Below are 22,253 nucleotides of genomic sequence, written 5' to 3'. Positions count from 1 at the left end.
CTGGACCCGTACCCCGGCGGACCACACGGACCGCCGGGGCTTCGGTGTGCGCGGGCCCCTGACCTGCGCCCGCCCACCCCGCCCCGGCTACTTTGGTCTGAACCTTTCACCCTAGTGCAGTTTGCCTCCCTGGCAAGCGGAGTCCGCGAGGTGCTGCGCGAGGCCCCCCGGCGTGGGTGAGGATGGCGCCATGGCGGACAACACCCACTCCACCCACCCGGGCCCCTTCCAGACCACCACCCTCGAGATCACCACCGGCAGCCGCGAGGTCGCGCTCGACATCACCGACCGCTGCGCCGCGTTCCTCACCGACCGGGCAGCCGGTCGCGACGGCCTGCTCAACGTCTTCGTCCCGCACGCCACCGCCGGGATCGCCGTCCTGGAGACCGGCTCCGGCAGTGACGACGACTTCCTCGACACCCTGCGCGAGCTGCTCCCCGCCGACGACCGCTGGCGCCACCGGCACGGCAGCCCCGGCCACGGGCGGGACCACGTGGTGCCCGGCCTGGTCGCCCCGCACGCCACCCTGCCGGTGATCGGCGGCCAACTGGCGCTCGGCATCTGGCAGTCCGTGGTGCTGATCGACACCAACGGGGACAACCCGCGCCGGACCGTCCGGCTGTCCTTCCTCGGCTGACCCCGGACGGGCGCTCGACCGACCGGACGCCCTACTCGGCGGCGGGGTCGGCGGCGGGGTCGGCGACGGCGGCGGCCACCGCGGCCAGGTAGCGCTCGATCGCCAGGTGCTGGCAGAGCAGCGCGACCGGTCGGCCCAGCCGCGCGTACCAGGCGGCCAGCCTGGAGAACGCGGACACCTCGAACCACACCCCGCCGTCGGCGTCCATGGACACCAGGAACGCCTCCTCGCCGCACTCCGGGTGCCCGGGGAGGGTGCCGTACGCGAAGCCGATCCGGCCCGGATCGTCGAGCGTCCACACCACCCGGCACGGGATCACCAGCCGCGGCCACCGGCCGCCCGGCAGGCTCAGTCGCAGCAGCACCGTCGCCCCCGCCTCGGCCGGCCCGTGCGGGTACACGGCGAAGCCGGTGCCCAGCTGGCAGCCCCAGCCGAGCACGTACCGCCCGGCCCGCTCCAACACCTGCGCCCCGTGTCCCAGGTACACCCGTCGCCGCAGGTGCGCATACCCGTCCGGCAGCCGCCCGCCGAGGGTCGCGCCCATCTCGGGGTAGGAGAACCCGGCGTCGCGGGCGGCGTTCAGTCGCCGCTGAAGATCGCTGGCCATCCGCCCACCGTAGTCCCACGCCGCCAGGCCGGCGTCGGCCGGGCGGTGGGGTTTGGCCGGGTGGGGGCCCGGGGGGGGCGTTCAGTCGTCCAGTGCGATGGCGTTCTTGGCGCGTTCGACGGAGGCCTCGGAGGCCGGCCCACCCGGATTCTCGGTCGCCAGCGCCTGGTTGAGCTCGACGAACGGGCGCAGCCGCCGTTCGTACCGGGCGAAGGCGCCCTGGTGGTCGTCGTCGGCCCGGGCGAGGGCGTCGGCGAGGACGTGGGCGCCGACCAGGGCGAGGCTGGTCCCCTGGCCGGACAGCGGGGAGGCGCAGTAGCCGGCGTCCCCGAGCAGGACGGTCCGGCCCTGTGACCAGCGGTCCAGGTGGATCTGCGCCATCGCGTCGCAGTAGAGGTCGGGCGCCTCGTGCAGGGCCTTCAGCAGCCTCGGGGTCTCCCAGCGCAGCGCCGCCATCCGTTCGGCGACGAGCTGCTTCTGCGCCTCGGGATCACGCCGGTCGGTGGGCAGGGGTTCGGCCGCGAAGCCGAAGGTGACCCGGAGCTGCGAGTTGTCGCGCACCGGGTAGACGCCGTAGCCGGCCTCGCCGTCCCGCAGCCACAGCTGCCAGTCCTCCAGGGCCAGGAAGTTGTCCGCGCTGAAGATCGCCAGGTGCATCCCGAGGTGGCGGGTGAAGCTCTCCTCGGGCCCGAAGGCCAGGCGGCGCACGGCCGAGTGCAGGCCGTCGGCCCCCACGACCAGGTCGAAGCGGCGCGGGGCGCGGTGCTCGAAGTCGACCAGGACGCCGTCCTCGTCCTCGTCGAGCGCGGTGACGGCGTCCCCGAACACGAACTCGGCATCGGCCGCCGCCCGTTCGTGCAGGAGGCGGACGAGGTCCTCGCGCAGCAGCTCGATGTCGTCGCTGTCGAGCCGCCCGCTGCTGAAGGTGTGTTCGGTGGAGCGGTGGATCTCCCGGCCGTCGGCGTCGAGCACGGACATCCCGCGCATCCGGGTGCGGTGGGCGCGGGCCTGCTCCAGCAGGCCCAACCGCTCGATCACACCGAGTGCGGCGCCGCGGATGTCGACGGCCTGGCCGCCACGGCGCAGGCCGGGCGCGCGCTCGACGACCGTCACGGCGAGGCCCCGGCGGCTCAGCAGGCAGGCGAGCGCGGAGCCCGCGATGCCGCCGCCGGAGACGAGCACGGTCGTCGGCATGGTTTTCGGCATGGTCTTCATGGGAGCCCCCTCGGGTCGGTGTGCCGCTCGGCCTGTACGCCGTAAGCGCCTTGAATGTACGGCGTACGTTCAGGGCTGCCAAGTGCAGTTTTTCCGTTGCTGAGCTAGTGCATGGACCGGCTTGTGGACAAGTCCGCTGGTAGGATCTGAGCTAGTACAGGTTCGGCGCCCGCCGAAAATGATCCGCAGTCCGTGAGGGAGCCGGCAGCACATGGCCTCGAAGCCCGAGCCCGCCCCGCCGTACCGGCGCATCGCCGACGAGATCGGGCGGCGCATCGCCGACGGCACGCTCGCCCCCGGCGGGCGGGTGCCCTCGACCCGCCAGATCGCCCGCGAGTGGAACGTCGCGCTCGCCACCGCCACCAAGGTCCTCACCACACTGCGGCTGGAGGGGTTGGTCGAGACCAGGCCCCGGGTCGGCACCGTGGTGGCCAGCGGCAGCGACGCAGGCCCCGGCATCGCGGCCGGCTCCGCGTCGGGCTCCGCACCGGGCTCCGCCACCGCGAAGGCGCTCCGGCGCCGGCCGGCCGACCCGCCGGCCCCCTCGTCCGCCGAGCTGACCAGGGAGCGGATCGTCCGGGTCGCCGTCGAGATCGCCGACGGCGAAGGGCTCGCCGCGCTGTCCATGCGCAGCGTCGCGGCCCGGCTCGGCGTCGCCGCGATGTCCCCCTACCGGTACGTCGGCGGCAAGGACGACCTGGTGCTCCTGATGGCGGACTCGGTGTTCGGCGAGGAGGGCTACCCGGCCGACCCGTCGGGGCCGTGGCGGGCGAGGCTGGAACTCGGCGCGCACACGTTGTGGCGGATCTACCGCCGGCACCCTTGGCTCGCGCAGGTCGGCGCTCTGACCCGCCCGCTGATGCTGCCCGCCCTGATGGTGCACGCTGAGTGGGCGCTCGCCGCGTTGGACGGCCACGGTCTCGCCCCGGAGACCATGCTCGACCTGCATGTCCTGCTCTACTGCTATGTCCAGGGGATCGCCGTCCACCTGGAACGGGAGTCCCAGGCCGAGGCCGGCACCGGCCTGACCGGGGACCAGTGGATGGACAGCCAGGGACCGGCCATGGCGGCGATCGTCTCGGGCACCCGCTACCCCGTGTTCGCCCGCGTCGCCGGCAGCTTCGGCAAGGGCAACGGCTACGACCTCGACCTGGACACCCTGTTCGCCTTCGGGCTGCGCCCGCTCCTGGACGGTGTCGCGGCCATGATCGAGGAGGCCGGGCAGGAGGCGGGGCGCTGACGGGGGCCACCGGTACCGCCTTGCGGCGGGGGCGGGAGACGGAGTAGGAAGGCGGCATGAGCGACAGCGCGACGAACGAGGACGCGGCGGTGTGCGAGCTCGCCTCCGGCGACGGGGCGCAGGCGGCGCTGGTGCGCGATCCGGCGTCGACCGGGCCGCGGGCCGACTGCGTGCTGTGCGGGGAACCGACCGAACTGCCCGTCGACCGGCCGGGCAGCACCCTCTGCCCGGTCTGCGCCTGGCAGCAGGCCCAGCGCATCGCCTGCTCGGGCTGATCGGTCTGCTCTGCTCTGACCGGACCGGACCGGACCGGCTGGTGCTGGGTGCTGGGTGCTAGGCGTCCTCCCGGCCGGCCAGGGCGAGGGTCGAGCCGTGGCGGCCCTTGCGGACCAGCAGCTGTGCCGGGATGCGGCTGCGCAGGTCGGCGACGTGGCTGACGATGCCGACCGCCCGGTCGCGCTCGCGCAGGCCGTCGAGGACGTCCATCACCTCCTCCAGGGACTGCTCGTCGAGGGTGCCGAAGCCCTCGTCGATGAACAGGGTGTCCAGCGGCATGCCGCCGGCCTCGTCGGTGACCACGTCGGCCAGTCCCAGGGCCAGGGCGAGGGAGGCGAAGAAGCCCTCGCCCCCGGAGAGCGTCGCGGTGTCCCGCTCGGTGCCCGTCCAGGCGTCGACCACGCGCAGGGCCAGTCCGGAGCGCTTGTTGCCGGTGCCCCGGTCGTCGCTGTGCACCAGGGTGTAGCGGCCGCCGGACATCCGGACCAGCCGGTCGCTGGCCGCCGCCGCGACCTGCTCCAGCCGGGCCGCCAGGACGTACGACTCCAGGCGCATCCGGAGCCGGTTCTCGGTGGAGGTGCCGGCGGCCAGCGCGGCGAGCCGGTTGATCCGCCCGTACCGGGCCAGCGCCGGGGCCAGTTCGGCGGCGAGGTCGGCCAGTTGCCGCCCGATTGCGGCCAGCGCCGCGCACCGCTCGCCGGCCGCCGACCGGGCGGCGTGCGCCCGGCCCAGCCGGTCGGTGGCGGCGCCGAGCGCGGCCGCGGCGGCGGACAGGTCGGCCGGCGGACGGGACGCGGCCTCGGCCAGTTCGGGCAGCGCGAGCTCGTGCCGGACGGCGGCGGACTCCACGCGGTGCCGCTCCAGCCGGGCCTCCAGCCGCTCGCGCTCCGCACGGGGGAGCAGCACGGCCAGGGCCTCGTCGGGGCTCGGGAAGCCCGCGGCGGAGGCGGCCTCGGCCAGCTCGTCCTCGGCGTCCCCGAGCCGGGCCAGTGTCTGCGAGCCGGCCCGGGAGGCCTCGGCCGCGGCGGCGACCTGCTCGACTAGCCGCTCCAGCGCAGCCGCCCGCGCGGCGACGGAGACCGCCCCGCCCCGGGCGGCGGCCACCCGTTCGGCGAGTTCGCGCTGTTCGAGGTGGAGCGCCTGGAGCCGGTCGGTGCGGACGGCGGCGCGCTCCCGGGCCTCACGCAGCTCGGCGAGCCGGCGGTCCTGGTCGGCCGACAGCCGGGCGATCTCCCGCTCGACCCGGCCGAGCCCCTCCGCCGCGTGCAGCGCCTCGCGGTGCTCGCGGTCCAGCTCGGCGAGGGTCCCCGCGAGCGCGTCGGCGCCCTCCGGCCCGGCCGCCCCGGCGGCGGTGGCCTCGCGGACCCGCAGTGCGGTGAGGGCCTGGTCGGCCGTGCTCCAGGCCTGTTCGGCGGCGGCCTGGGCCCGGCGCGCGCGCTCCTCGTCGTCGGCGCCGACCCGGCCGTCGGCCGCTTCGGCGGGCGCCGGGTGCTCGGGCGAACCGCAGACCCGGCACGCCTCGCCCGCGCGCAACTGCTCGGCCAACTCGGCGGCCATGCCCGTCAGCCGCCGCTCGCGCAGGCCGAGGCTCTGCTCGCGGGCGTCCAGCGCGGCGGTGCGCAGGGTGATGACGCGCGGCTCGGCGACGGCGATCTCGGCCCGCAGGCCGTCGCGCTCCCGGGCGGCGTCCAGCCGGGCGGTCAACTCGGCCCGCCGGCCGTCCAGTTGCTCGACGAGCGCGCCCGCGGCCCGGGCCCCGGTGTGCTGCTCCTGGAGGCCGCTGAGCCGTTCGTCGTACTCGGCCAACCACTCCTCGGCCTCCTCGGCGAGCTCGTCGGCCTGCCGGCGCTCCTCGTCCAGGCTCCGCTGCTCGCGGGCGAGTTCGGCGCAGCGCCGCTCCTCCGTCCGGGCCGCCTCCAGCCGGACCAGTTCGGCCCGCAGGCCCCGCTCGGCCTCGGCGAGTTTGGTGGCCCCGGCCTCGGCCAGCGCCGGGCCCTCGCCGCCCGCGCCGGCCAGCGCCTCGCGGTACCGGCGCTCGGCCTCCTGGCCGCGCCGGTGCGCGTCGGCCGCGCCCTCGCGCAACCGCAGCGCGGACTCCACCCCGACCGCCGCCTGCGCCGCCGCCAGCCGCCGCCCGTCCCGGGCCGCCTCCGACTCGAACGCGGCCAACCGGTCGGCCTGGAGCACCGCCTGCCGGTGGCGGCGTTGGCGCCCGGCCAGCTCCTCGGCGGCCGCCCGCCCGCCCTGGGCGGCGCGCTGCGCCTCCTCGGCGCCCGCCAGCGCCTCCTCGGCGACGGCGAACTGCTCGGCCGCGCCGCTGCGCAGGATCGCCGCCCAGCCGAGCACCCCGGCGGTCAGGTCGGCGGCGTCCTCCTCGGCCGGCACCCAGTCCTCGGCGGGCTCGGCGGCGGGCCCCGCCGCCTGCTCGGCCTTGCTGGCGAGATCCCGCAGGCGGCGCCGGCCGGCCTGGACGGCGGCCTCCTGGGTGCGCCGCTGCTCCGCGAGCCACGCCTCGACGTGCTGGAACCGCTCGGTGTCGAACAGCCGCCGCAGCAGCTTGCCGCGCTCCTCCGAGTCGGCCTTGAGGAAGCGGGCGAAGTCGCCCTGCGGCAGCAGCACGACCTGGCAGAACTGCTCCCGGTTCATGCCGATCAGCCGGTGGATCTCCTCTCCGGCCTCCTGGTGCGACTTGCTCACCGCGCGCCAGCCGGGCGTGCCGTCCCCCGCGTCGGCGGCCCACTCGCGCAGCAGGGTCTGCGGCCGCTCGACGGTGGTGCCGGTGCCGACCTTCTTCGGCCGCCGCTGCTCCGGCAGCCGGGTGATCTGCAGCCGCCGCCCGCCGAGCGTCAGCTCCAGCCGGACCTCGGTCAGCCTGCGCGGGTCGGCGTGGTCGCTGCGCAGCCGGTTGGCCCGCCGGGTGCCGGGGACGTCGCCGTAGAGGGCGAAGCAGACCGCGTCCAGCACGCTGCTCTTGCCCGCGCCGGTGGCGCCGCGCAGCAGGAACAGGCCGCCGGCGGCGAGCGCGTCGAAGTCGACGCTCTCGCTGCCCGCGAACGGGCCGAAGGCGCTGACGGTGAGCCGGTGCAGCCTCATCGGGGCAGGTCCGCCTTCCGGTCGGTGGTCTCCCGGACGCTCTCGAACCCGGCGCGCAGCCAGCCCAGTTCGTCCTGCTCCGGCTCGGCGCCGGGGCGCACGTGCCGCAGGAAGCCCTCCGCGATCTCCAGGTCGGCCCGACCGCTGACCCTGGCCGCGTACGACCGGGAGGGTTCGGCCTCGCTCTCCTCGGGGTCGAAGAGCAGTTGGAGGGTGTGCGGGAAGCGGCGGCGCAGCTGCTCCATCGGCTCGCTCGGGCGGGCCGCGTCCGTCAGCGTGGCCTGCACCCAGGCCTGCTCGTACGGCGCGTACTCGTCCGCGCTGAGCAGCGCGTCGAGGGTGTCGCGCAGGGTGGCGAGCGGGCGCGGCTGCGGGCAGTCGACCCGCTCGGCGGTGACCGAGCCGTCGGCCGCGAGGTCGACCAGCCACATGGTCTTGCGCTGGTTCACCTCGGAGAAGGAGTAGGCGAGCGGCGAGCCGCTGTAGCGCAGGTGCGGGGCGAGGGTCTGGCAGCCGTGCAGGTGGCCGAGCGCGGCGTAGTGCACGCCGTCGAAGACCGCGGCGGGCACCGAGGCGACGCCGCCGACCGCGATGTCCCGCTCGCTGTCGCTCGCCGTGCCGCCGGTGACGAAGGCGTGCGCCAGCACCACCGCGCGGGTGCCGGCCGGGCGGGCCGCGAGATCGACCCGGACCCGGTCCATCGCCGCGCCGAGCACCGCCGCGTGCCCGCCGCGCTCCAGCCCGAACCGCTCGCGCACCAGCGTCGGCTCCAGGTACGGCAGCCCGTAGACCGCCACCGGCCCGTGCTGGTCCGCCAGCAGTACCGGGGTGGCGCACTCGCCCGGGTCGGTGCGCAGGTGGATGCCGGCCCGGCCGATCAGCCCGGCGCCGACGCCGAGGCGGCGGGCCGAGTCGTGGTTGCCGCTGATGAACACCGTCGGCACGCCCAGCTCCGCCAGCCGGTGCAGCACGTCGTCGAACAGGGCGACCGCCTCCAGGCCCGGCAGCGCCCGGTCGTACACGTCCCCGGCGACCAGCACGGCGTCCACGCGCTCGGCCCGGACCACGTCCACCAGGTGGTCCAGGAAGGCGCGCTGGGCGTCGTGCAGGCTCTCCCGGTGGAAGGAGCGGCCGAGATGCCAGTCGGAGGTATGCAGCAGTCGCATGGTTCCCGACCCTAACGTCCGTCACTGACAATCCCGCCCGGACCCGTCGCCCCGGGCGTCCCGGGGCGACGGGTGTTCGATTACTCGGGGTGGATTGTCAGTGGCTCTGTGTATGTTCCTCGCTGTCGGCGACTCCGGGTCGGAGCGGTCGGCGGTGTCCGGTGCTGGGCGAGCGGGTGGGAGGAACCATGCGGGTGTGGTCGTTGGGTGGTGCGGGCTTCGGGGTTTCGGAGGGCTGCGGGGGTCTCGGGGGCGGTCGGGCCTGCGGGGGCGCCGGTGTGCTCGGGTGGTCGCGGGTCCGTCGGCGGGTGCTGCTGCGTGCCGGGCGGAGGCCCGGGCCGGGCGGAGGGGTGGACGGTGGGTCGGGCGGTGGGTCGGGCGGTCCCGGCGGGGCCCGGCCGCCGGGTGGCGACCGGCCGCCGGGTGGCCGTGCGGGCGGGCCGGGTGCGCGGGGGCGGCGCGGAGGGCGGGTCCGGGGCGCTCCGCCGCCGCAGCCGGTGGCGGTCGCGCTGGCGGCGGCCGCCGCCGACTTCGCCGGGCTCGCGCGGTACGGGCTGTTCGGCCGGCTCGGCCACCAGGAGTACCTGCGGTGGGTGGAGAAGCAGCTGAGAGCCCTGCACGGGCAGGGCCTGGAGGTGCACCTGCGGGTCCTGGAGGCGGGTGACTACGAGGACTACTGCACGGCGCTCGGCCTCGATACCCGGGCGCCCGCCGCCCGGGTCGCGTACGCGGGGGATCCGGAGCTGGCCGGGGAGCCCTTCGTCTACACGGGGGAGCCGCTGGCCGAGTTGCTCCCGGCCCTGCTGGACGACCACCGGGCGCGGGTGCGGATGTCCGTCGCCGGCGCGGCCCTGCTGGAGGCGGTCGGCGACGATCCGGGCGGGGAGCGGCGACTGGCGGCGGTGATGGGGTACGTGACGTCCGCCTACCTCGCGCTGGCCGAGGGTGCGGGGGAGGGCTGTCACCTGCTGACGCTGCGTTGCCACGGTCCGGAGGACGGCGAGGAGCTCACCTCGGCGGTGGACGTCTGCGTGGAGGCGGGCGGCCTGTACGCCACCGGGCGGGACACCGAGGCGTTCTGCGTCACGCTGGCGGCGGGCGTGGCCGCCGGCGGGGCGGGGGCGCTGCTGCTCCACGGCGATCCGGGCGTTCCGGCGTCCGGGGCCGCGGTGTCCCCGGCCGCAGCGCCCGGGGCCTCGGCGTCCGACGGGCCGTGGGTGCGCGGTTGGGCGCTGGCCGACGGGCGGTTGCGGCCGATGACCGTCCACGAGGTCTTCGACGAGCTGGCCGACGACGCCGCGCGCGGTCTGCCCTTCCCGCCCGGGGTGGTCCCGCGACCGGGCTTCCCGCTGCCCGGCTTCGCTGGGCCGGGGGAGGGAGGTGGGCGGCTGGGGTGACCAGGGGGTTTCCGCCCTCGCGTCCACCATGCGGCGCTGGGGACTGTTCATCGACCGCCTGTTCGGGGAAGATTCGGAGAAGATCAACAGCAGGAGCGTGCGGTTCCCCACGCCGCCGCTCCGGCCGCTCCGCTCCGTACCGTGCCCCGCAGGTCAGTCCCGCGCACCACCGGTCCGGCGAGCCCGACACCGAGAGGGGGACGCATGAGCCGGATCGAGTACAGCGCGGAGATCGCCGAGCTGCTCGGCAGGGTGCGCCGGCGTCCCACCGCGGGGTGGCCGTGGCGGCCGGGCGAGGAGGTGCCCGACGGGCTGCCGGTGAAGCAGTCGTGGGGGTGGCTGTTCGCCCCGGACGGGCGGGTGCTGACCCTGGTCAACCCCAGGGACGGGATCTGCTCGCTCCCCGGCGGCTCGCTGGAGCCGGAGGACGCCGGGGATCCGTCCTCCACCCTGGCCCGTGAGGCGGCCGAGGAGGCCCAGGCCGTGATCGGCCGGCCGTACTACCTCGGTTACCTCTACGACCGGGTCGGCTCGGCGAACGGCGGGCACGAGTGCGCGCGGGTCCGGATGGCGGCGGCGCTGCGGTCGGTCGGTCGGTCCGTGCCCGACCCGGCCTCCGGTCGGCACTACCGGCGGCTGCTGGTCGCGCCCGGGCTCGCCGTCGAACTGCTGGGCTGGGGCGCGGCCGGGCTGCGCCAGGCCCGGGCGGCGGTCGCCACCGCCTCCCGCAGGCTCGGCGTGCCCGTCGCCGCGAACGAGACGATCGAGGAACTGCCGGTGGAGGGTTGTGTGGTCTTCCCCGGCGCCGTCTATCCGGACGCCGCCCACTCGAGTGAGCATCGGCCCAGCGAGTCCCGCCCGAGCCTCGGGTAGCCCGACGAGGGGCGGCCGGGCGGATCGGCGACGGTCGCCCGGCATGCGGCGCGTTCGGGGTGGTGGGCCCGAGACGGCGTGTCCGGGGCGGCGTGTTCGCCCGGGCCTCGGGTAGTCCAGCGGGGTGCAGCCGAGCGGCCTCGCGGCCATCCGCCTGATCGGTGGTCAGGGATTCGGGCCGCGAGCCGGGGGCCGCGTGCGCCGAAACCACCCGACTCCACCGGCAGGCCCGACGGTGTGGGGGTCGCGCCGGTGTCCTGGCCGTGACGGTGTCCTGGCCGCGCTCTGACCGCCGACTGACCACTTGCTGACTTTTTCGCCGACCACTGTCTACGCGCGATGACCGACGCCCATCGGCGTACACCGGCGCTGACCAGCGCCAACTCTCGCCCTGTGTCCGGTGGTTCACTTTTGCGTTGTCAGACGGTCCGTCAATGTCCTTGGCATGACCGCTTCCCGGTTCACCTACTGCCTGGTATTCCTTCTGTGACCAGTGCCACACCAGGAGGTGTCATGCTCCGCCCAGCTCGTGCCCTGTCTGTCGCCGCGATAGCGGCTCTCCTCACTCTCACGACGCTCTTCACCGCGTCATCCGCGAACGCGGCCGGTGTCAACTATGTCGCCCTCGGGGACTCCTACTCCGCCGGTGTCGGCGCCGGCAGCTACCTGAGCGACAGCGGTAGCTGCAAGCGGAGCACCAACGCGTACCCGTACCTGTGGAAGAACGCGCACTCGCCGTCCTCCTTCTCCTTCGTCGCCTGTTCCGGCGCCAGAACCGGGGACGTGCTCAACCAGATCTCCGCGCTGAGCTCCAGCACCACGCTGGTCAGCCTCTCGGTCGGCGGCAACGACGCCGGCTTCGCCGACACCATGAAGACCTGCGTGCTGGACTCGGACAGCGCCTGCCTCAGCGCCGTCAGCGCGGCCCAGTCCTACGCCCGCAACACCCTGCCCGCCCAGCTGGACAAGGTGTACTCGGCGATCCACGCCAAGGCCCCGAACGCCCACGTCGTGGTGCTGGGTTACCCGCACCTCTACAAGATCGGCGGCAGCTGCATCCTCGGCATCGGCGACACCAAGCGCGCCGCGATCAACGGCGCCGCCGACGCGCTGGACGACGTCATCGCCAAGCGGGTCGCCAACGCCGGCTTCAGCTTCGGTGACGTGCGCAGCATCTTCACCGAGCACGAGATCTGCGGCTCGCTGACCACCTGGCTCAACAGCACCACCCTGCCGGTCGACGAGAGCTACCACCCGAAGGCCGCCGGCCAGTCCGGTGGCTACCTCCCGGTCTTCACCCAGTCGTAACGGCTCGGCGTCGGCGCACCGGCCGGGTGGTTACGCCGCCACGCCGCCGCACTGCCGCACTGCCACACCGCCGCAGCGCCATGCGGACACGCGGACACGCGGCCGTCGGCCCCTCCCCGAGCACGGGGAGGGGCCGACGGCCTTCGCACGTCTCAGCCCCCCGACGGGCCGGGCCGGACCGGCGGGAACGGGATCCCGGCGAGCGTCGGCAGCAGTTCCGCCTCCTCGTAGTCGAGGTGTGCCTCCAGTTCGGCCGACATCTGGTCCAACTCGGCCCGGAGCCGGTCCGGTTCGGTGACCTCGATCCCGGCCAGCAGGGCCACCAGCTCGTCCTTGATCCGCCCGATGGCCAGATGCTGCTCGGCCAGCTGCGCCAGCACCTCGGCCAGCTCCGGGTGGTTGCGCCCCAGCGCGGGGAAGATCGCGGCGTCCTCACCGGTGTGGTGGTGGGTCAGCCCCTCGCAGAAGGCGAGGCAGTGCTGGCGCAGTTGGAGCCCGAGCCCGGCCGGGCGGCCCGGGACGTGCGCGTTCGCCTCCTCCCGGACGTGGCGCAGCTGCGCGCGCAGCCAGGTGTGCGCCTCCAGCAGCTTGTCGGCGAGGCTGCGCACCTCGAACTCGGGCGTCTCGGGCCGTTCCAGCACCACCACCGGCAGCTCGCGCCCGGTGCTCGCCTGGTAGTCGCCGTACCCGGGCGCCTGCCGGACGACGGCCGCGAACAGCCGTTCCCGGCGGGCGCCTTCGGCCGGTACGGCGATCACGTCGAACGCCTCGGTGCCGAGTTCGACCCGGACCACCGGCCGGGCGAGCAGGTTGCGGTACCACTGGGGATGCTCCGGCGCCCCGGCCGCCGAGGCGATGACCAGGAGCAGCCCCTCCGCCCGGACGTACCCGAGGGGCACGGTGTGCGGCCGTCCTGAACGGGCCCCGGCGGTGGTGAGCAGCAGCAGGTCGCCGCCCTCGAACGGGCCACCGACCCGCCCGCCGTTGGCACGGAACTCCTCGATGACGTTCTGGTTGAACTGATTGGCGTGGTTGGGGCGGTCGATGTGGTCGGGACGGTTGGAGTGGTCGGAGTCGTCGGGACGGTCGACGTGGCCGACAGGGTTCGTGGACATGGACATACGTGTGGGTGGAGTCTCCTGCAGGGTTTGGGAGTCACGGCCACACGCGGTGCATGGGCGCGCACGCGGACACCGCGGTGACCGCCTACGTCAGATCAGGGCAGCGGAGAAAGTGATCATCGCGCGTCGTCCCTCGGGAAAGGTGCCGGCTCGGCTGCCGGCCGGCCCACTGCTCTGTGGCCGACGCCGCGCTGCACGCCCCCATTAGAGCCGCGCCGCGGACACCCTGTCAACGAGCAAGATCACGAACGGACGCGAGTGGAGGCCGTCGTGGGCCGTATCGTCGACCTCGACCACGACCACGCCGCCGAGCGGACCGCCGCCCGGGCCCACCACGGGCGCCGCTTCACGTACCGGCACCGCTCTGCGTACCCGACGCGCCGCCGTTGCCCCGGTGACGGCGGCGCGTCGGGCCCGCGTCGGGGCGTCAGCGCAGGTAGTCGGCCAGCCCGGCCGGCTTGAGTCCGGCCGCGTCGGCGGCGGCGAGGGCGCGCTGGAGGTCGGTGGCCAGGGTGTCGGTCCAGTGCATCAGCACGACGTCGCCCGGCTGCAGGGTGCCCGGGTGCCAGATGTTGGACGCGCCCCAGCTGAAGTCCGCGTCGGCGGTGAGCACGGTCCGGATGCCGCAGTTGGCGGCGGCCCGCAAGGTGTCGGCGTTCCAGGCGAAGTACGGCGAGCGGAAGACCGCCGGCGCGGTGCCGAAGAGGCGGGTCACGGCGTCACGGGCGTCGCAGATCTCGACCTGCTGCTGCGTCTGCGGGAGCGTGGTGAGGTCGGTGTGGGAGACGCTGTGGTCCTGGATCGAGGAGCCGGGCACGGTCGTGACGCGCTGGAAGAAGCCGGGGTCGGTGCCGGCCGGCATCGGCAGCGGGAAGGCGGTGATAGGCAGCCGGTGGTCGGCGATGAACTTCTCCGCCTCCGGGGTGCGCTGCCACCCGTCGTCGACGGTGAAGAAGACGACCTTGTCGCTGGTGGGCACGGATCCGGCGGCCATCGCCGGGGCGGGTGCCGGGCCGTCCACCCGGACGTCGTCGACCGAGAACGGGCCCTGCTGGTACCAGCCGTGGACGTACAGCCGGACGCTGTGCGCACTCGGGCCGGTGGTGAACCGGGTGGTCAGCTGCTGCCAGCCGCCGCCGGTGGTCTCGGTCCAGGCCGGGGCGACGTCCCGACCGGTGCCGGTGGCGCCCAGGTGGACGAAGGCGCCACGGACCCAGGCCGAGGCGGTGTAGGTGGTGTCGGGCTGGACGGCCACGGTCTGCGCGCACTCGCCGGTGGAGTCGGCGTTCGCCGGGGTGACGGTGAGCGCGGAGGTGCCGGAGTGCGCGGCGCCGATGGTGACGGCCGCCTCGGCGGGGCCTCCGGTGCAGCTCCAGCCGGGGACGGCGCCCCAGTCGGCGAGGTTCGGGGCGGGCAGTTCGAAGCCCGGATTGGTGGCCAGGTTGACGCTCGGGCCGCTCTGGCTGCTCGGTCCGCCGGCCGGGGCAGGCTCGGGGCCGGCGGAGGCCGCCGGGGCGGTGAAGGCGGTGAGCAGCGCGACGGAGGCGGCCAGCGCGGACAGGCGCGTGGATATCGACACGAGAGGACTCCTGCGTGTGGGGGACACGCCCGTGGGGAGGGCGTGGCGGAATCGGGACCCTGGAACCGGGGCCGTGGAATCGGGACCGTGGAACCGGGGCGCTCCCGGAGGGGCGGGAGCGGATGGTGCGCCGCACTCGGACCGAGGAGAAACAATGGACTGGACCAATCGGCCCGTCAAGGGAACGGCCGGTGAAGCGACGCCCACCGCTCCTGCGGCAAAAGGGACAAGACGGTTCGTCAGGGGCGGTACGGTTCGGCACCCCGAGGAGGGTGGGGCAGGGGGCGGACGGCCCCGCGGGTCAGGGGACGTACAACTCCGCGACGTCCTCGGCGTAGTACTCGGCGATCGCCGCCCGGCGCAGCTTCAAGGAAGGCGTCAGCAGACCCTGCTCCTGGCTGAACTCCCGTGGCAGCAGCCGGAACGCGCGGATCGACTCGGCCCGGGACACCGCCGTGTTCGCCGCCGCCACCGCGCGCTGGACCTCGGCGTGCAGCTGCTCGTCCGCCAGCACCGCCCACGGGTCCAGCTGCTCCCGCCCGCGCGTCTTCAGCCAGTGCGCCAGCGCCGCCGGGTCGAGCGTGATCAGCGCGGCCACGTACGGGCGGTCGTCGCCCACCACCAGGCACTGGGAGACCAGCGGATGCGCCGCCACCCGCTCCTCCAGTGCCGCCGGGGCCAGGTTCTTGCCGCTGCTGGTGACGATCAGGTCCTTCTTGCGGCCGGTGATGGTCAGGTAGCCGTCCTCGTCCAGCCGGCCCAGGTCGCCCGTCGCGAACCAGCCGTCGATCAGCGACTCCGCCGTGCACCGCGGGTGGTTGAGGTACCCGCCGAAGACGGAGCCGCCGCGCACCCACACCTCGCCGTCGTCGGCGAGGGCCACCGACGAGCCCGGCAGCGGCTGCCCGACCGTGCCGGGCTTCTGCCGTCCGACCGGGTTCGCGGTGATCGCGGCGGAGGTCTCGGTCAGCCCGTAGCCCTCGTACAGCTGGAGGCCGGCACCGGTGAAGAAGAGGCCGAGTTCGCGGCGCAGCGAGGAGCCGCCGCACATCACGCTGCGCACCCGGCCGCCGAGTACGGCCCGCAGCCGCTGGTAGACGGTCCGCTCGTAGGCGAGGTGGCGCAGCCGTAGCTTCGGGCCGGGGCCGGGGCCGCGGCCGAACGCCTTCTGCTCCCGGGCGGCGGCCCAGTCGACGGCCACCTGCCGGGCCTGCTCGAAGAGTTCGCCGCGACCGGCGTCCTCGGCGGCTTGCCGGGCCTGCTGGAAGATCTTCTCGAAGACGTACGGGACGACGTGCAGGAAGGTCGGCCGGAAGGACTCCAGCGCGGGCAGCAGCGCCTCGGTGGAGACCTCGGGGATGTGCCCGATCCGGAAGCCGCCGCGGATCGCCGCGATCTGCACCACCCGCCCGTAGACGTGGGCCAGCGGCAGGAACAGCAGGGTGGACGGCTGGCCGCCGCCGGTGTCGTGGAAGGCCTCCCGCCAGCCGCCGAGCAGCGCGTCGGCCTCGGCGGCCAGGTTGGCGTGGGTGATCAGGCAGCCCTTGGGGCGGCCGGTGGTGCCCGAGGTGTAGATGACGGTGGCGATGTTCCCGGCCGCGACGCCGAGGCGCTGGCGGTGCACCAGCGAGTCGGGCACGCCGTGGCCGTCCTCGGTGATCGCGGCGACGCAGTCGCGGTCCAACTGCCAGATGCCGGTGAGATCGGGTAGCGCGTCGCAGACCGCGCCGACCGTCATCGCGGCGTCCTCGTCCTCGACCAGGCAGGCCACCGCCTGGGTCTCGGCGAGGATCCAGCGCACCTGTTCGGCCGCCGCCGTCGGGTAGACCGGGACGGTGATCGCGCCTATCGACCAGAGCGCGTAGTCGAACAGCGTCCACTCGTAGCGGGTGCGGGACATCAGCGCGACCCGGTCGCCGTAGCGCACGCCCCGGGTGAGCAGGCCCTTGGCGAGGGCGAGCACCTCGTCGCGGAACTCACGCGCGGTGACGCCCTGCCACTCGTCCGGTGAGCCGGCGAGGTCGCCGGGGCCGCCGGGGCCGCCGGGGCGGGCCGGGCCGACGGGGCCCGCGGGGCGGGTGCGGCGGACCAGTTGCACCAGGTCCGGGGTGCGTTCGGCGGTGTCGTACAGCGAGTCGGCGAGTCCTCCGGTGGCCTCGGGCCCGGCCACGGCGGGGGTGGTGAACTCGCGCACGTTCCCCCCGTTCGCCTCTCGCGGCCGCACTGCCTGCGCCGGCGCTGCCGGGCCGCGCAGGTGGAGCGAAACTATCGGATCGGCCTGCCACTGCCCAGGGTTGTGGCCGTGGCGCGACGAGATCGGCACCGCTCCCCACGAAAGGTGTCGTCCCGGGGGAGGAACTGCGGACGTTCGGTGGCCGGGGCAAACCGGGCGCCGGCGGATGATCCGGACACGGGTCGACGGCGACCGGGACCCGATCCTGACGTGTGCGGGGCAAGCCGGGGAAGTGGACCGGTTCGACCCTCGAACGAGTGGTCAGGGCGTAGTAGGCTCTCGCAGACCTGCGGCCGGGGGCCTCCTGGCCGCGCCCGATCCGACGACGTACGATCCACGCCGACCAGCTCCGAACCCAGTCCCGAACGCCGCCTCGAATCCACTCCCGCGACCCGCCCCGAATCCCGCTCCGCCGAGCCCCGCGGCTCCCCCCATCCGCTCCCCGTCCGCGCCTGGCACTTCCCGACCGAGGACTCCATGCGTCTGCGCAGCAGCTCGATCCGCGCGAAGATCATCGCGCTGCTCCTGGTGCCCATCGTCGCGCTCACCGCACTGTGGGTGTACGCGACCTTCGCCACCACCGGAGACGTCTGGGGCCAGCTGGAGATCAGCCGTACGTACAAGGAGTTCGGGACCCCGGTCGACCAGTACGCCACCGACCTGCAGAACGAGCGCCGCGCGGCCGTCCAGCGCCTGGCCGACCCGAACTCGCAGGTCGCCGTGGACGTCTTCAACCACGCCAAGGCCGCCACCGACCGCAGCCTCGACGTCCTGCGACAGAAGAAGGACCACGTCGGCGGCAAGCTCTCCACCGCGCAGCGCGGCCGCTTCCTGCAGATCCTCGCCGCCGCCGACCAGATCGAACCGCTGCGCGCCCAGGTCGGCCGCTCCGCGCTCAACTGGGAGTTCGCGCTGGGGCAGTACAGCGACCTGGTCAAGCCGGTGTTCGGCTTCCGGTCCGCCTACGTCGCCCGGCAGACCGGCCAACTCCCGCGCCGGGGGACGATCCTGATCGAGCTGGTGCGCGCCCGCGAGTACCTCGCCCAGGAGGACGCGGCGATGGAGGGCCTGCGCGGCGGCACCGCCAAGCCCACCGCCGAGCAGTACCAGGTCGCGCTGGACGCCCTGCACAACCAGCAGGCCCTGTTCACCGTCTACATCGCCGAACTCGAACCCGCCGACCAGGCCGACTACGCCGCCTTGCGCGGAGGCGAGGCCTGGTCGGCGCTGGCCCGCGCCGAGGCGGACTTCGTCGGCGCCGGCGGCCCCGACCGGGTCGCCCAGGCGATCAACGGCGACTCCTGGCGGGAGACCGCCGACCGGGCGCTCGGCGACCTCACCGCGATCAACTCCCGGATCGCCAACGGGATCGGCGAGCGTGAGCGGTCCGCCGCGATCGGAGCACTCTGGCGCGGCGGAATCGCCGGTGTGATCGGCCTGATCGCGGTCGTCCTGTCGGTGATGATCTCCTTCCGGATCGGACGGGGCCTGGCCCGCGAACTGATCGGGCTGCGCAACGAGGCCAACGAGCTGGCCGGCACCCGGCTGCCCTCCGTCATGCTGCGGCTGCGCCGTGGCGAGGCGGTGGACGTCGCGGCCGAGGCGCCCGAGCTGCGGTTCGGGCCGGCCGAGATCGGCCAGGTGGGGCAGGCCTTCAACGCGGTCCAGCGGGCCGCCGTCGAGGCCGCCGTCGAACAGGCCGAACTGCGGCGCGGTGTCTCGGCGGTGTTCGTCAACCTGGCCCGGCGCAGCCAGGTGCTGCTGCACCGCCAGCTCACCCTGCTCGACACCATGGAACGCCGCACCGAGGACCCGACCGAACTGGCGGACCTCTTCAAGGTCGACCACCTCACCACCCGCATGCGCCGCCACGCCGAGGGCCTGATCATCCTCGCCGGCGGCTCGCCCGGGCGCGCCTGGCGCAAGCCGGTCCGGATGGTGGACGTGGTCCGCGCGGCGGTCGGCGAGGTCGAGGACTACGCCCGGGTGATCGTCCGGCCCTTCCCCGGCACCGGCCTGCTCGGCAGCGCCGTCGCGGACGTCACCCACCTGATCGCCGAACTCGTCGAGAACGCGGCGGTGTTCTCCCCGCCGAGCACCCAGGTCACCGTCCAGGGTGAGGTGGTGGCGCACGGCTTCGCGCTGGAGATCGACGACCGCGGGCTCGGCCTGAGCGAGCAGCTGCTCGCCGAGACCAACGAACGCCTCGCCGTGGAGCAGGAGTTCGACCTGGCCGACACCGACCGGTTGGGCCTGTTCGTGGTCAGCCGGCTGGCCCGGCGGCACGGCATCCGGGTGCACCTTCGCCCGTCCCCGTACGGGGGGACGACGGCGGTGGTGCTGATCCCGCGCGAACTGCTCGCCGAGGCGCCGGACGGCCTGCCCGAGCCGCCGCCCGCCGGACAGCGGTCCGCTCCGGCCCGGCGCGGGCAGCGCGACCTGGTCGCCGTGCCCTCGCTCGCGGGCGCAGGAGGCGGCGGCGTCGGGGCGGACCGTGGCGGGGTGGACGGCGTGTCCCGGGGCGCCGCCGGCTCGGGCGTCGGGTCCGGGGCCGAGGCAGGGGACGGGGCCGAGGCGGAGGACGGTGGACGGCAGCAGGGCAGCGGCGGTCCCCGGCCGTCCGCGCCCGAACCGGGCCGGACGGCCGGCGGGCTGCCGCGACGGGCCGCGCGGACCAAGGGCGGGCCGGTGCTGGTGCCGGCGCCGTCCGCGCCCTCCTCGCCGTCCCGGAACGGCGAGGCCGCGCCGGGGACGGGGCGGCACCGCCGCGACGAGTCGGCGGGCGCCGAGGCCGCCTTCGTGGACGCGCCCACGGACGCGCCGGTGGACGCCGCCCCGCGGACCCCGGGCGGCCTGCCCCGGCGGGTCCGGCAGGCGAACCTCGCACCGCAGCTCAAGGAGCAGTTGAAGGAACGCCTCCGGGAGCGTGCGGACACCGGGCCCGAGGGCCGGGCCGCCGTGGCCGCCCGGGAGGCCCGGGACGCGGAGCGGGCGCGCGAGCGCTCGCCCGAGGAGGCGCGGGCCACCTTCGCCTCCTTCCAGCGCGGTTTCACCCGCGGGCGCGGCGCCGCCCCGGCGGCGGCCCCGGCGAGCGCCCGGCCCGCCGCCGTACCCGCCTGGCAGCCGCCGGACCCGTCCCGGCGGGCGATCAGCCCGGCCCCCGCCCCGGCGGCGCTGCCCGCGCCGTCGGACGGTGCCCGGGCGTCGCTCGCCCGCCGGGTGCCGCCCGGCCAGCCGGTCCGGCTGAACCCGGCACCCGTACCACCTGCAGCATCTGCACCACCCGCACCACCCGCTTCAGCGGAAGGAACTGATTCATGACCACTTCGACGCAGCCGTCCGGGGACCTCAACTGGCTCCTCGACGACCTGGTGGGACGCGTCGCGGCCCTGCGGCACGCGGTGATCCTCTCCAGCGACGGCCTGGCCACCGGCGCCTCCCGAGACCTCGACCGCGAGGACGCCGAGCACCTCGCCGCCGTCGCGGCCGGGTTCCACAGCCTGGCCAAGGGCGCCGGCGGGCACTTCAAGGTCGGCGGGGTCCGCCAGACCATGGTGGAGCTGGATGAGGCGTTCCTGTTCATCACGGCCGCCGGCGACGGCAGCTGCCTGGCCGTCCTGAGCGAGGCCGAGGCGGACATCGGCCAGATCGCCTACGAGATGGCGCTGCTGGTCAAGCGGGTCGGCGAGCACCTGGCCGCCGAGCCGCGCACCGAAGCCGCCCCGCCGGGGAGATGAGCGGTCCGATGACGGATCCGAAGGCGGAGGCGGCGGGGCGGCCCGGGCCGGACGGGCCCTCCGGGCTGCCCACGCCGTCCGCGCCGTCCGGATCCGAGGCGTCGGTCGGTGCGGACGCGCCGGGGGCTTCGGGGGGCTCGGAGTCGTCGGCGGCATCGGGCGTGTCGGGAGTGTCGGCGGTGTCGGGGACGGAACAGATGGGTCAGGACGCTCCCGAGGCCGACTCGTTCCGCCCGCGCGCCCCGGTCGACGACCGCTGGTTCGACGACGAGGCCGGCCCGGTGGTGCGGCTCTACTCGATGACCCGCGGCCGCACCCGGCCGGTCGAGGAGGGCCTGTTCGACCTGATCTCGCTGATCACCGCCGCCGAGCCCGGGCCGAACGCGGGGGCCGTGCCCGCGCACGTCCTCGACCCGGAGCACCAGACCATCCTGGCCTGGTGCCGCCGCGAGCCGCTGTCCGTCGCCGAACTGGGCTCCTACACCGACCTGCCGGTCAGCGTCGTCCGGGTGCTGCTCGGCGACCTCTACGACGCCGAGCTGATCAGCGTCACCCGACCCGTTCCGCTCGCCGAGCTGCCGGACGAGCGCCTGCTGCGAGACGTGATCAATGGACTCCGTGCGCTCTGACCATGACGGCGCTACCCCGGGCGGCCGCGCCAACGACCCGCGCTGGCGCGGCGGTCCGGCCGTCGCGGTGAAGATCCTGGTGGCGGGCGGCTTCGGCGCGGGCAAGACCACGCTGGTCGGCTCGGTGAGCGAGATCCGGCCGCTGCGCACCGAGGAGGAGCTCAGCGAACTGGGCCGCCCGGTCGACGACACCTCGGGCGTGGAAACGAAGCGGACCACCACCGTGGCGATGGACTTCGGCCGGATCGACCTGCGGCCCGGACTCGCGCTCTACCTGTTCGGCACGCCCGGGCAGGACCGGTTCTGGTTCGTCTGGGACGAGTTGGCGCGTGGCGCGCTCGGCGCGCTGGTGCTCGCGGACACCCGGCGGCTGGCCGACTGCTTCCCCTCGGTCGACTTCTTCGAACAGCGCGGCATCCCGTTCGTGGTCGCGGTGAACTGCTTCGACGGCACCGAGCGGTTCGCCCCGGACGAGGTCCGGGACGCCCTCGACCTCGACCCGGACATCCCCGTACTGCTGTGCGACGCGCGCCTGCGGGAGGACGGGAAGGACCTCCTGGTCGCACTCGTCGAGCACGCCGCCGCCCGTCGCAACCGCGCCCCGGCCCGGACCTGACGGAGTATTGTCCGGCCTCCGCCCGAGTCATGCGCCGGTCGTGCGCCGACCGTACCCCGGCCGTGCGCCGGTCGTCCCCGGCCGTACCCCGGCTGCGCTCGGGCCGTACCCGGCCGCGAATGGTCGCGCATCGGCCGGGCACTGCACCCGCGCAGAGGCTCCACAGAGCCTTTGACCCGACCGACGTCTCATTCGACTGTCCGCATCCCGGACGTTCGGCGCGCTGAAGGTTGCCTAGACCGGCGCGGCGTGGAAGGCTCTGGGCACGAAGGCCGCCCGGCCATGCCGTCGGGAGGGCCGGAAACGTTCCGTTCACGCAGGCGCGCACCGACGACGGCGCGCCGTCGCACAGAACCAGGGGGAGGGCAGCAGGATGACCGTCGGCCAGCGACGCGCCACCACCGATCCCGCCCCCGTCACGCCGGTACTCACCGTCCGCCGCTACATCGACCAGGCGCTGATCTGCAGCGCCTGTTGTCGCTGACCGGCCGGCCCCTTCCCGGTTCGTCCCCGACGCTCCCGGCCC

General features: G+C 74.9%; 17 protein-coding genes. 10 read left to right on the top strand and 7 right to left on the bottom strand.

Translation table 11 applies throughout. The features are described 5' to 3' along the window. The first annotated feature begins 190 nt into the window (after nucleotides 1-190). On the top strand, nucleotides 191-637 hold the full coding sequence (locus tag ACIO5E_RS05040; RefSeq protein ID WP_400663930.1) for a YjbQ family protein: 447 nt from the start codon (nucleotides 191-193) through the stop codon (nucleotides 635-637). A 31-nt stretch (nucleotides 638-668) separates the two neighbouring features. On the opposite strand, the gene ACIO5E_RS05035 is transcribed toward ACIO5E_RS05040, so the two are convergent. Both ACIO5E_RS05035 and ACIO5E_RS05030 read right to left on the bottom strand, forming a co-directional pair. After that, nucleotides 669-1,244, bottom strand: coding sequence for a DUF1990 family protein (locus tag ACIO5E_RS05035; RefSeq protein WP_400663928.1), 576 nt, complete (start codon nucleotides 1,242-1,244; stop codon nucleotides 669-671). Between the two features lie 81 nt (nucleotides 1,245-1,325). Further along, nucleotides 1,326-2,459: an FAD-dependent monooxygenase gene (locus tag ACIO5E_RS05030; protein WP_400663925.1), complete on the bottom strand. Its 1,134-nt coding sequence runs from the start codon at nucleotides 2,457-2,459 to the stop codon at nucleotides 1,326-1,328. 211 nt (nucleotides 2,460-2,670) lie between these two features. Here ACIO5E_RS05030 and ACIO5E_RS05025 point away from each other — a divergent pair, with 211 nt between their 5' ends. Further along, nucleotides 2,671-3,699 carry a TetR/AcrR family transcriptional regulator C-terminal domain-containing protein gene (locus ACIO5E_RS05025; protein WP_400663924.1) on the top strand — a complete coding sequence of 343 codons (1,029 nt, stop codon included), beginning with the start codon at nucleotides 2,671-2,673 and terminating at the stop codon, nucleotides 3,697-3,699. Between the two features lie 56 nt (nucleotides 3,700-3,755). After that, a complete protein-coding gene (locus tag ACIO5E_RS05020; protein WP_400663922.1) occupies nucleotides 3,756-3,974 on the top strand; it encodes a hypothetical protein in 219 nt (72 codons plus the stop codon). Between the two features lie 58 nt (nucleotides 3,975-4,032). Here the strand turns inward: ACIO5E_RS05020 and ACIO5E_RS05015 are convergent, their stop codons facing one another. Both ACIO5E_RS05015 and ACIO5E_RS05010 read right to left on the bottom strand, forming a co-directional pair. Beyond that, on the bottom strand, nucleotides 4,033-7,068 hold the full coding sequence (locus ACIO5E_RS05015) for an AAA family ATPase (protein ID WP_400663921.1): 3,036 nt from the start codon (nucleotides 7,066-7,068) through the stop codon (nucleotides 4,033-4,035). Next, nucleotides 7,065-8,234 (bottom strand): exonuclease SbcCD subunit D, encoded by a 1,170-nt coding sequence (locus ACIO5E_RS05010; RefSeq protein ID WP_400663919.1) that lies wholly within the window; start codon nucleotides 8,232-8,234, stop codon nucleotides 7,065-7,067. Before ACIO5E_RS05010 ends, ACIO5E_RS05015 begins: the two co-directional genes overlap by 4 nt. A gap of 497 nt (nucleotides 8,235-8,731) precedes the next feature. Here ACIO5E_RS05010 and ACIO5E_RS05005 point away from each other — a divergent pair, with 497 nt between their 5' ends. From ACIO5E_RS05005 to ACIO5E_RS04995, 3 genes are all read left to right on the top strand, one after another. After that, on the top strand, nucleotides 8,732-9,631 hold the full coding sequence (locus ACIO5E_RS05005) for a hypothetical protein (protein ID WP_400663917.1): 900 nt from the start codon (nucleotides 8,732-8,734) through the stop codon (nucleotides 9,629-9,631). A gap of 204 nt (nucleotides 9,632-9,835) precedes the next feature. Continuing rightward, entirely contained in the window at nucleotides 9,836-10,504 is a 669-nt protein-coding gene (locus ACIO5E_RS05000) for a hypothetical protein (protein WP_400663915.1), read from the top strand. Nucleotides 10,505-11,017: 513 nt separating this feature from the next. Next, nucleotides 11,018-11,812: an SGNH/GDSL hydrolase family protein gene (locus tag ACIO5E_RS04995; RefSeq protein WP_400663913.1), complete on the top strand. Its 795-nt coding sequence runs from the start codon at nucleotides 11,018-11,020 to the stop codon at nucleotides 11,810-11,812. A gap of 152 nt (nucleotides 11,813-11,964) precedes the next feature. Here ACIO5E_RS04995 and ACIO5E_RS04990 read toward each other — a convergent pair whose 3' ends face one another. The 3 genes from ACIO5E_RS04990 to ACIO5E_RS04980 all read right to left on the bottom strand — a co-directional run bounded on the left by ACIO5E_RS04990 (nucleotide 11,965) and on the right by ACIO5E_RS04980 (nucleotide 16,706). Further along, nucleotides 11,965-12,927: a nitroreductase/quinone reductase family protein gene (locus ACIO5E_RS04990; RefSeq protein ID WP_400663912.1), complete on the bottom strand. Its 963-nt coding sequence runs from the start codon at nucleotides 12,925-12,927 to the stop codon at nucleotides 11,965-11,967. Nucleotides 12,928-13,360: 433 nt separating this feature from the next. Next, nucleotides 13,361-14,512, bottom strand: coding sequence for a polysaccharide deacetylase family protein (locus tag ACIO5E_RS04985; protein ID WP_400663910.1), 1,152 nt, complete (start codon nucleotides 14,510-14,512; stop codon nucleotides 13,361-13,363). A gap of 301 nt (nucleotides 14,513-14,813) precedes the next feature. Next, complete coding sequence (locus tag ACIO5E_RS04980; RefSeq protein ID WP_400663908.1) at nucleotides 14,814-16,706, bottom strand: AMP-dependent synthetase/ligase; 1,893 nt, start codon at nucleotides 16,704-16,706, stop codon at nucleotides 14,814-14,816. 516 nt (nucleotides 16,707-17,222) lie between these two features. On the opposite strand from ACIO5E_RS04980, the gene ACIO5E_RS04975 reads away from it, so the two are divergent. The 4 genes from ACIO5E_RS04975 to ACIO5E_RS04960 all read left to right on the top strand — a co-directional run bounded on the left by ACIO5E_RS04975 (nucleotide 17,223) and on the right by ACIO5E_RS04960 (nucleotide 21,727). Beyond that, entirely contained in the window at nucleotides 17,223-20,066 is a 2,844-nt protein-coding gene (locus tag ACIO5E_RS04975) for a nitrate- and nitrite sensing domain-containing protein (protein ID WP_400663907.1), read from the top strand. After that, nucleotides 20,063-20,482, top strand: coding sequence for a roadblock/LC7 domain-containing protein (locus ACIO5E_RS04970; protein WP_063349983.1), 420 nt, complete (start codon nucleotides 20,063-20,065; stop codon nucleotides 20,480-20,482). The genes ACIO5E_RS04975 and ACIO5E_RS04970 overlap by 4 nt, the downstream gene beginning before the upstream one ends. 197 nt (nucleotides 20,483-20,679) lie before the next feature. Beyond that, the gene (locus ACIO5E_RS04965) at nucleotides 20,680-21,111 is read left to right on the top strand and encodes a DUF742 domain-containing protein (protein ID WP_400663905.1); all 432 of its coding nucleotides are present in this window, start codon (nucleotides 20,680-20,682) and stop codon (nucleotides 21,109-21,111) included. Then, complete coding sequence (locus ACIO5E_RS04960; RefSeq protein ID WP_400663903.1) at nucleotides 21,101-21,727, top strand: GTP-binding protein; 627 nt, start codon at nucleotides 21,101-21,103, stop codon at nucleotides 21,725-21,727. The genes ACIO5E_RS04965 and ACIO5E_RS04960 overlap by 11 nt, the downstream gene beginning before the upstream one ends. Nucleotides 21,728-22,253 lie beyond the last annotated feature (526 nt).

Origin of the sequence: Kitasatospora sp. NPDC087314 (assembly GCF_044744365.1) — a bacterium.
Taxonomy (GTDB): domain Bacteria; phylum Actinomycetota; class Actinomycetes; order Streptomycetales; family Streptomycetaceae; genus Kitasatospora.
This window is presented reverse-complemented; position numbering and strand designations above follow the sequence as displayed.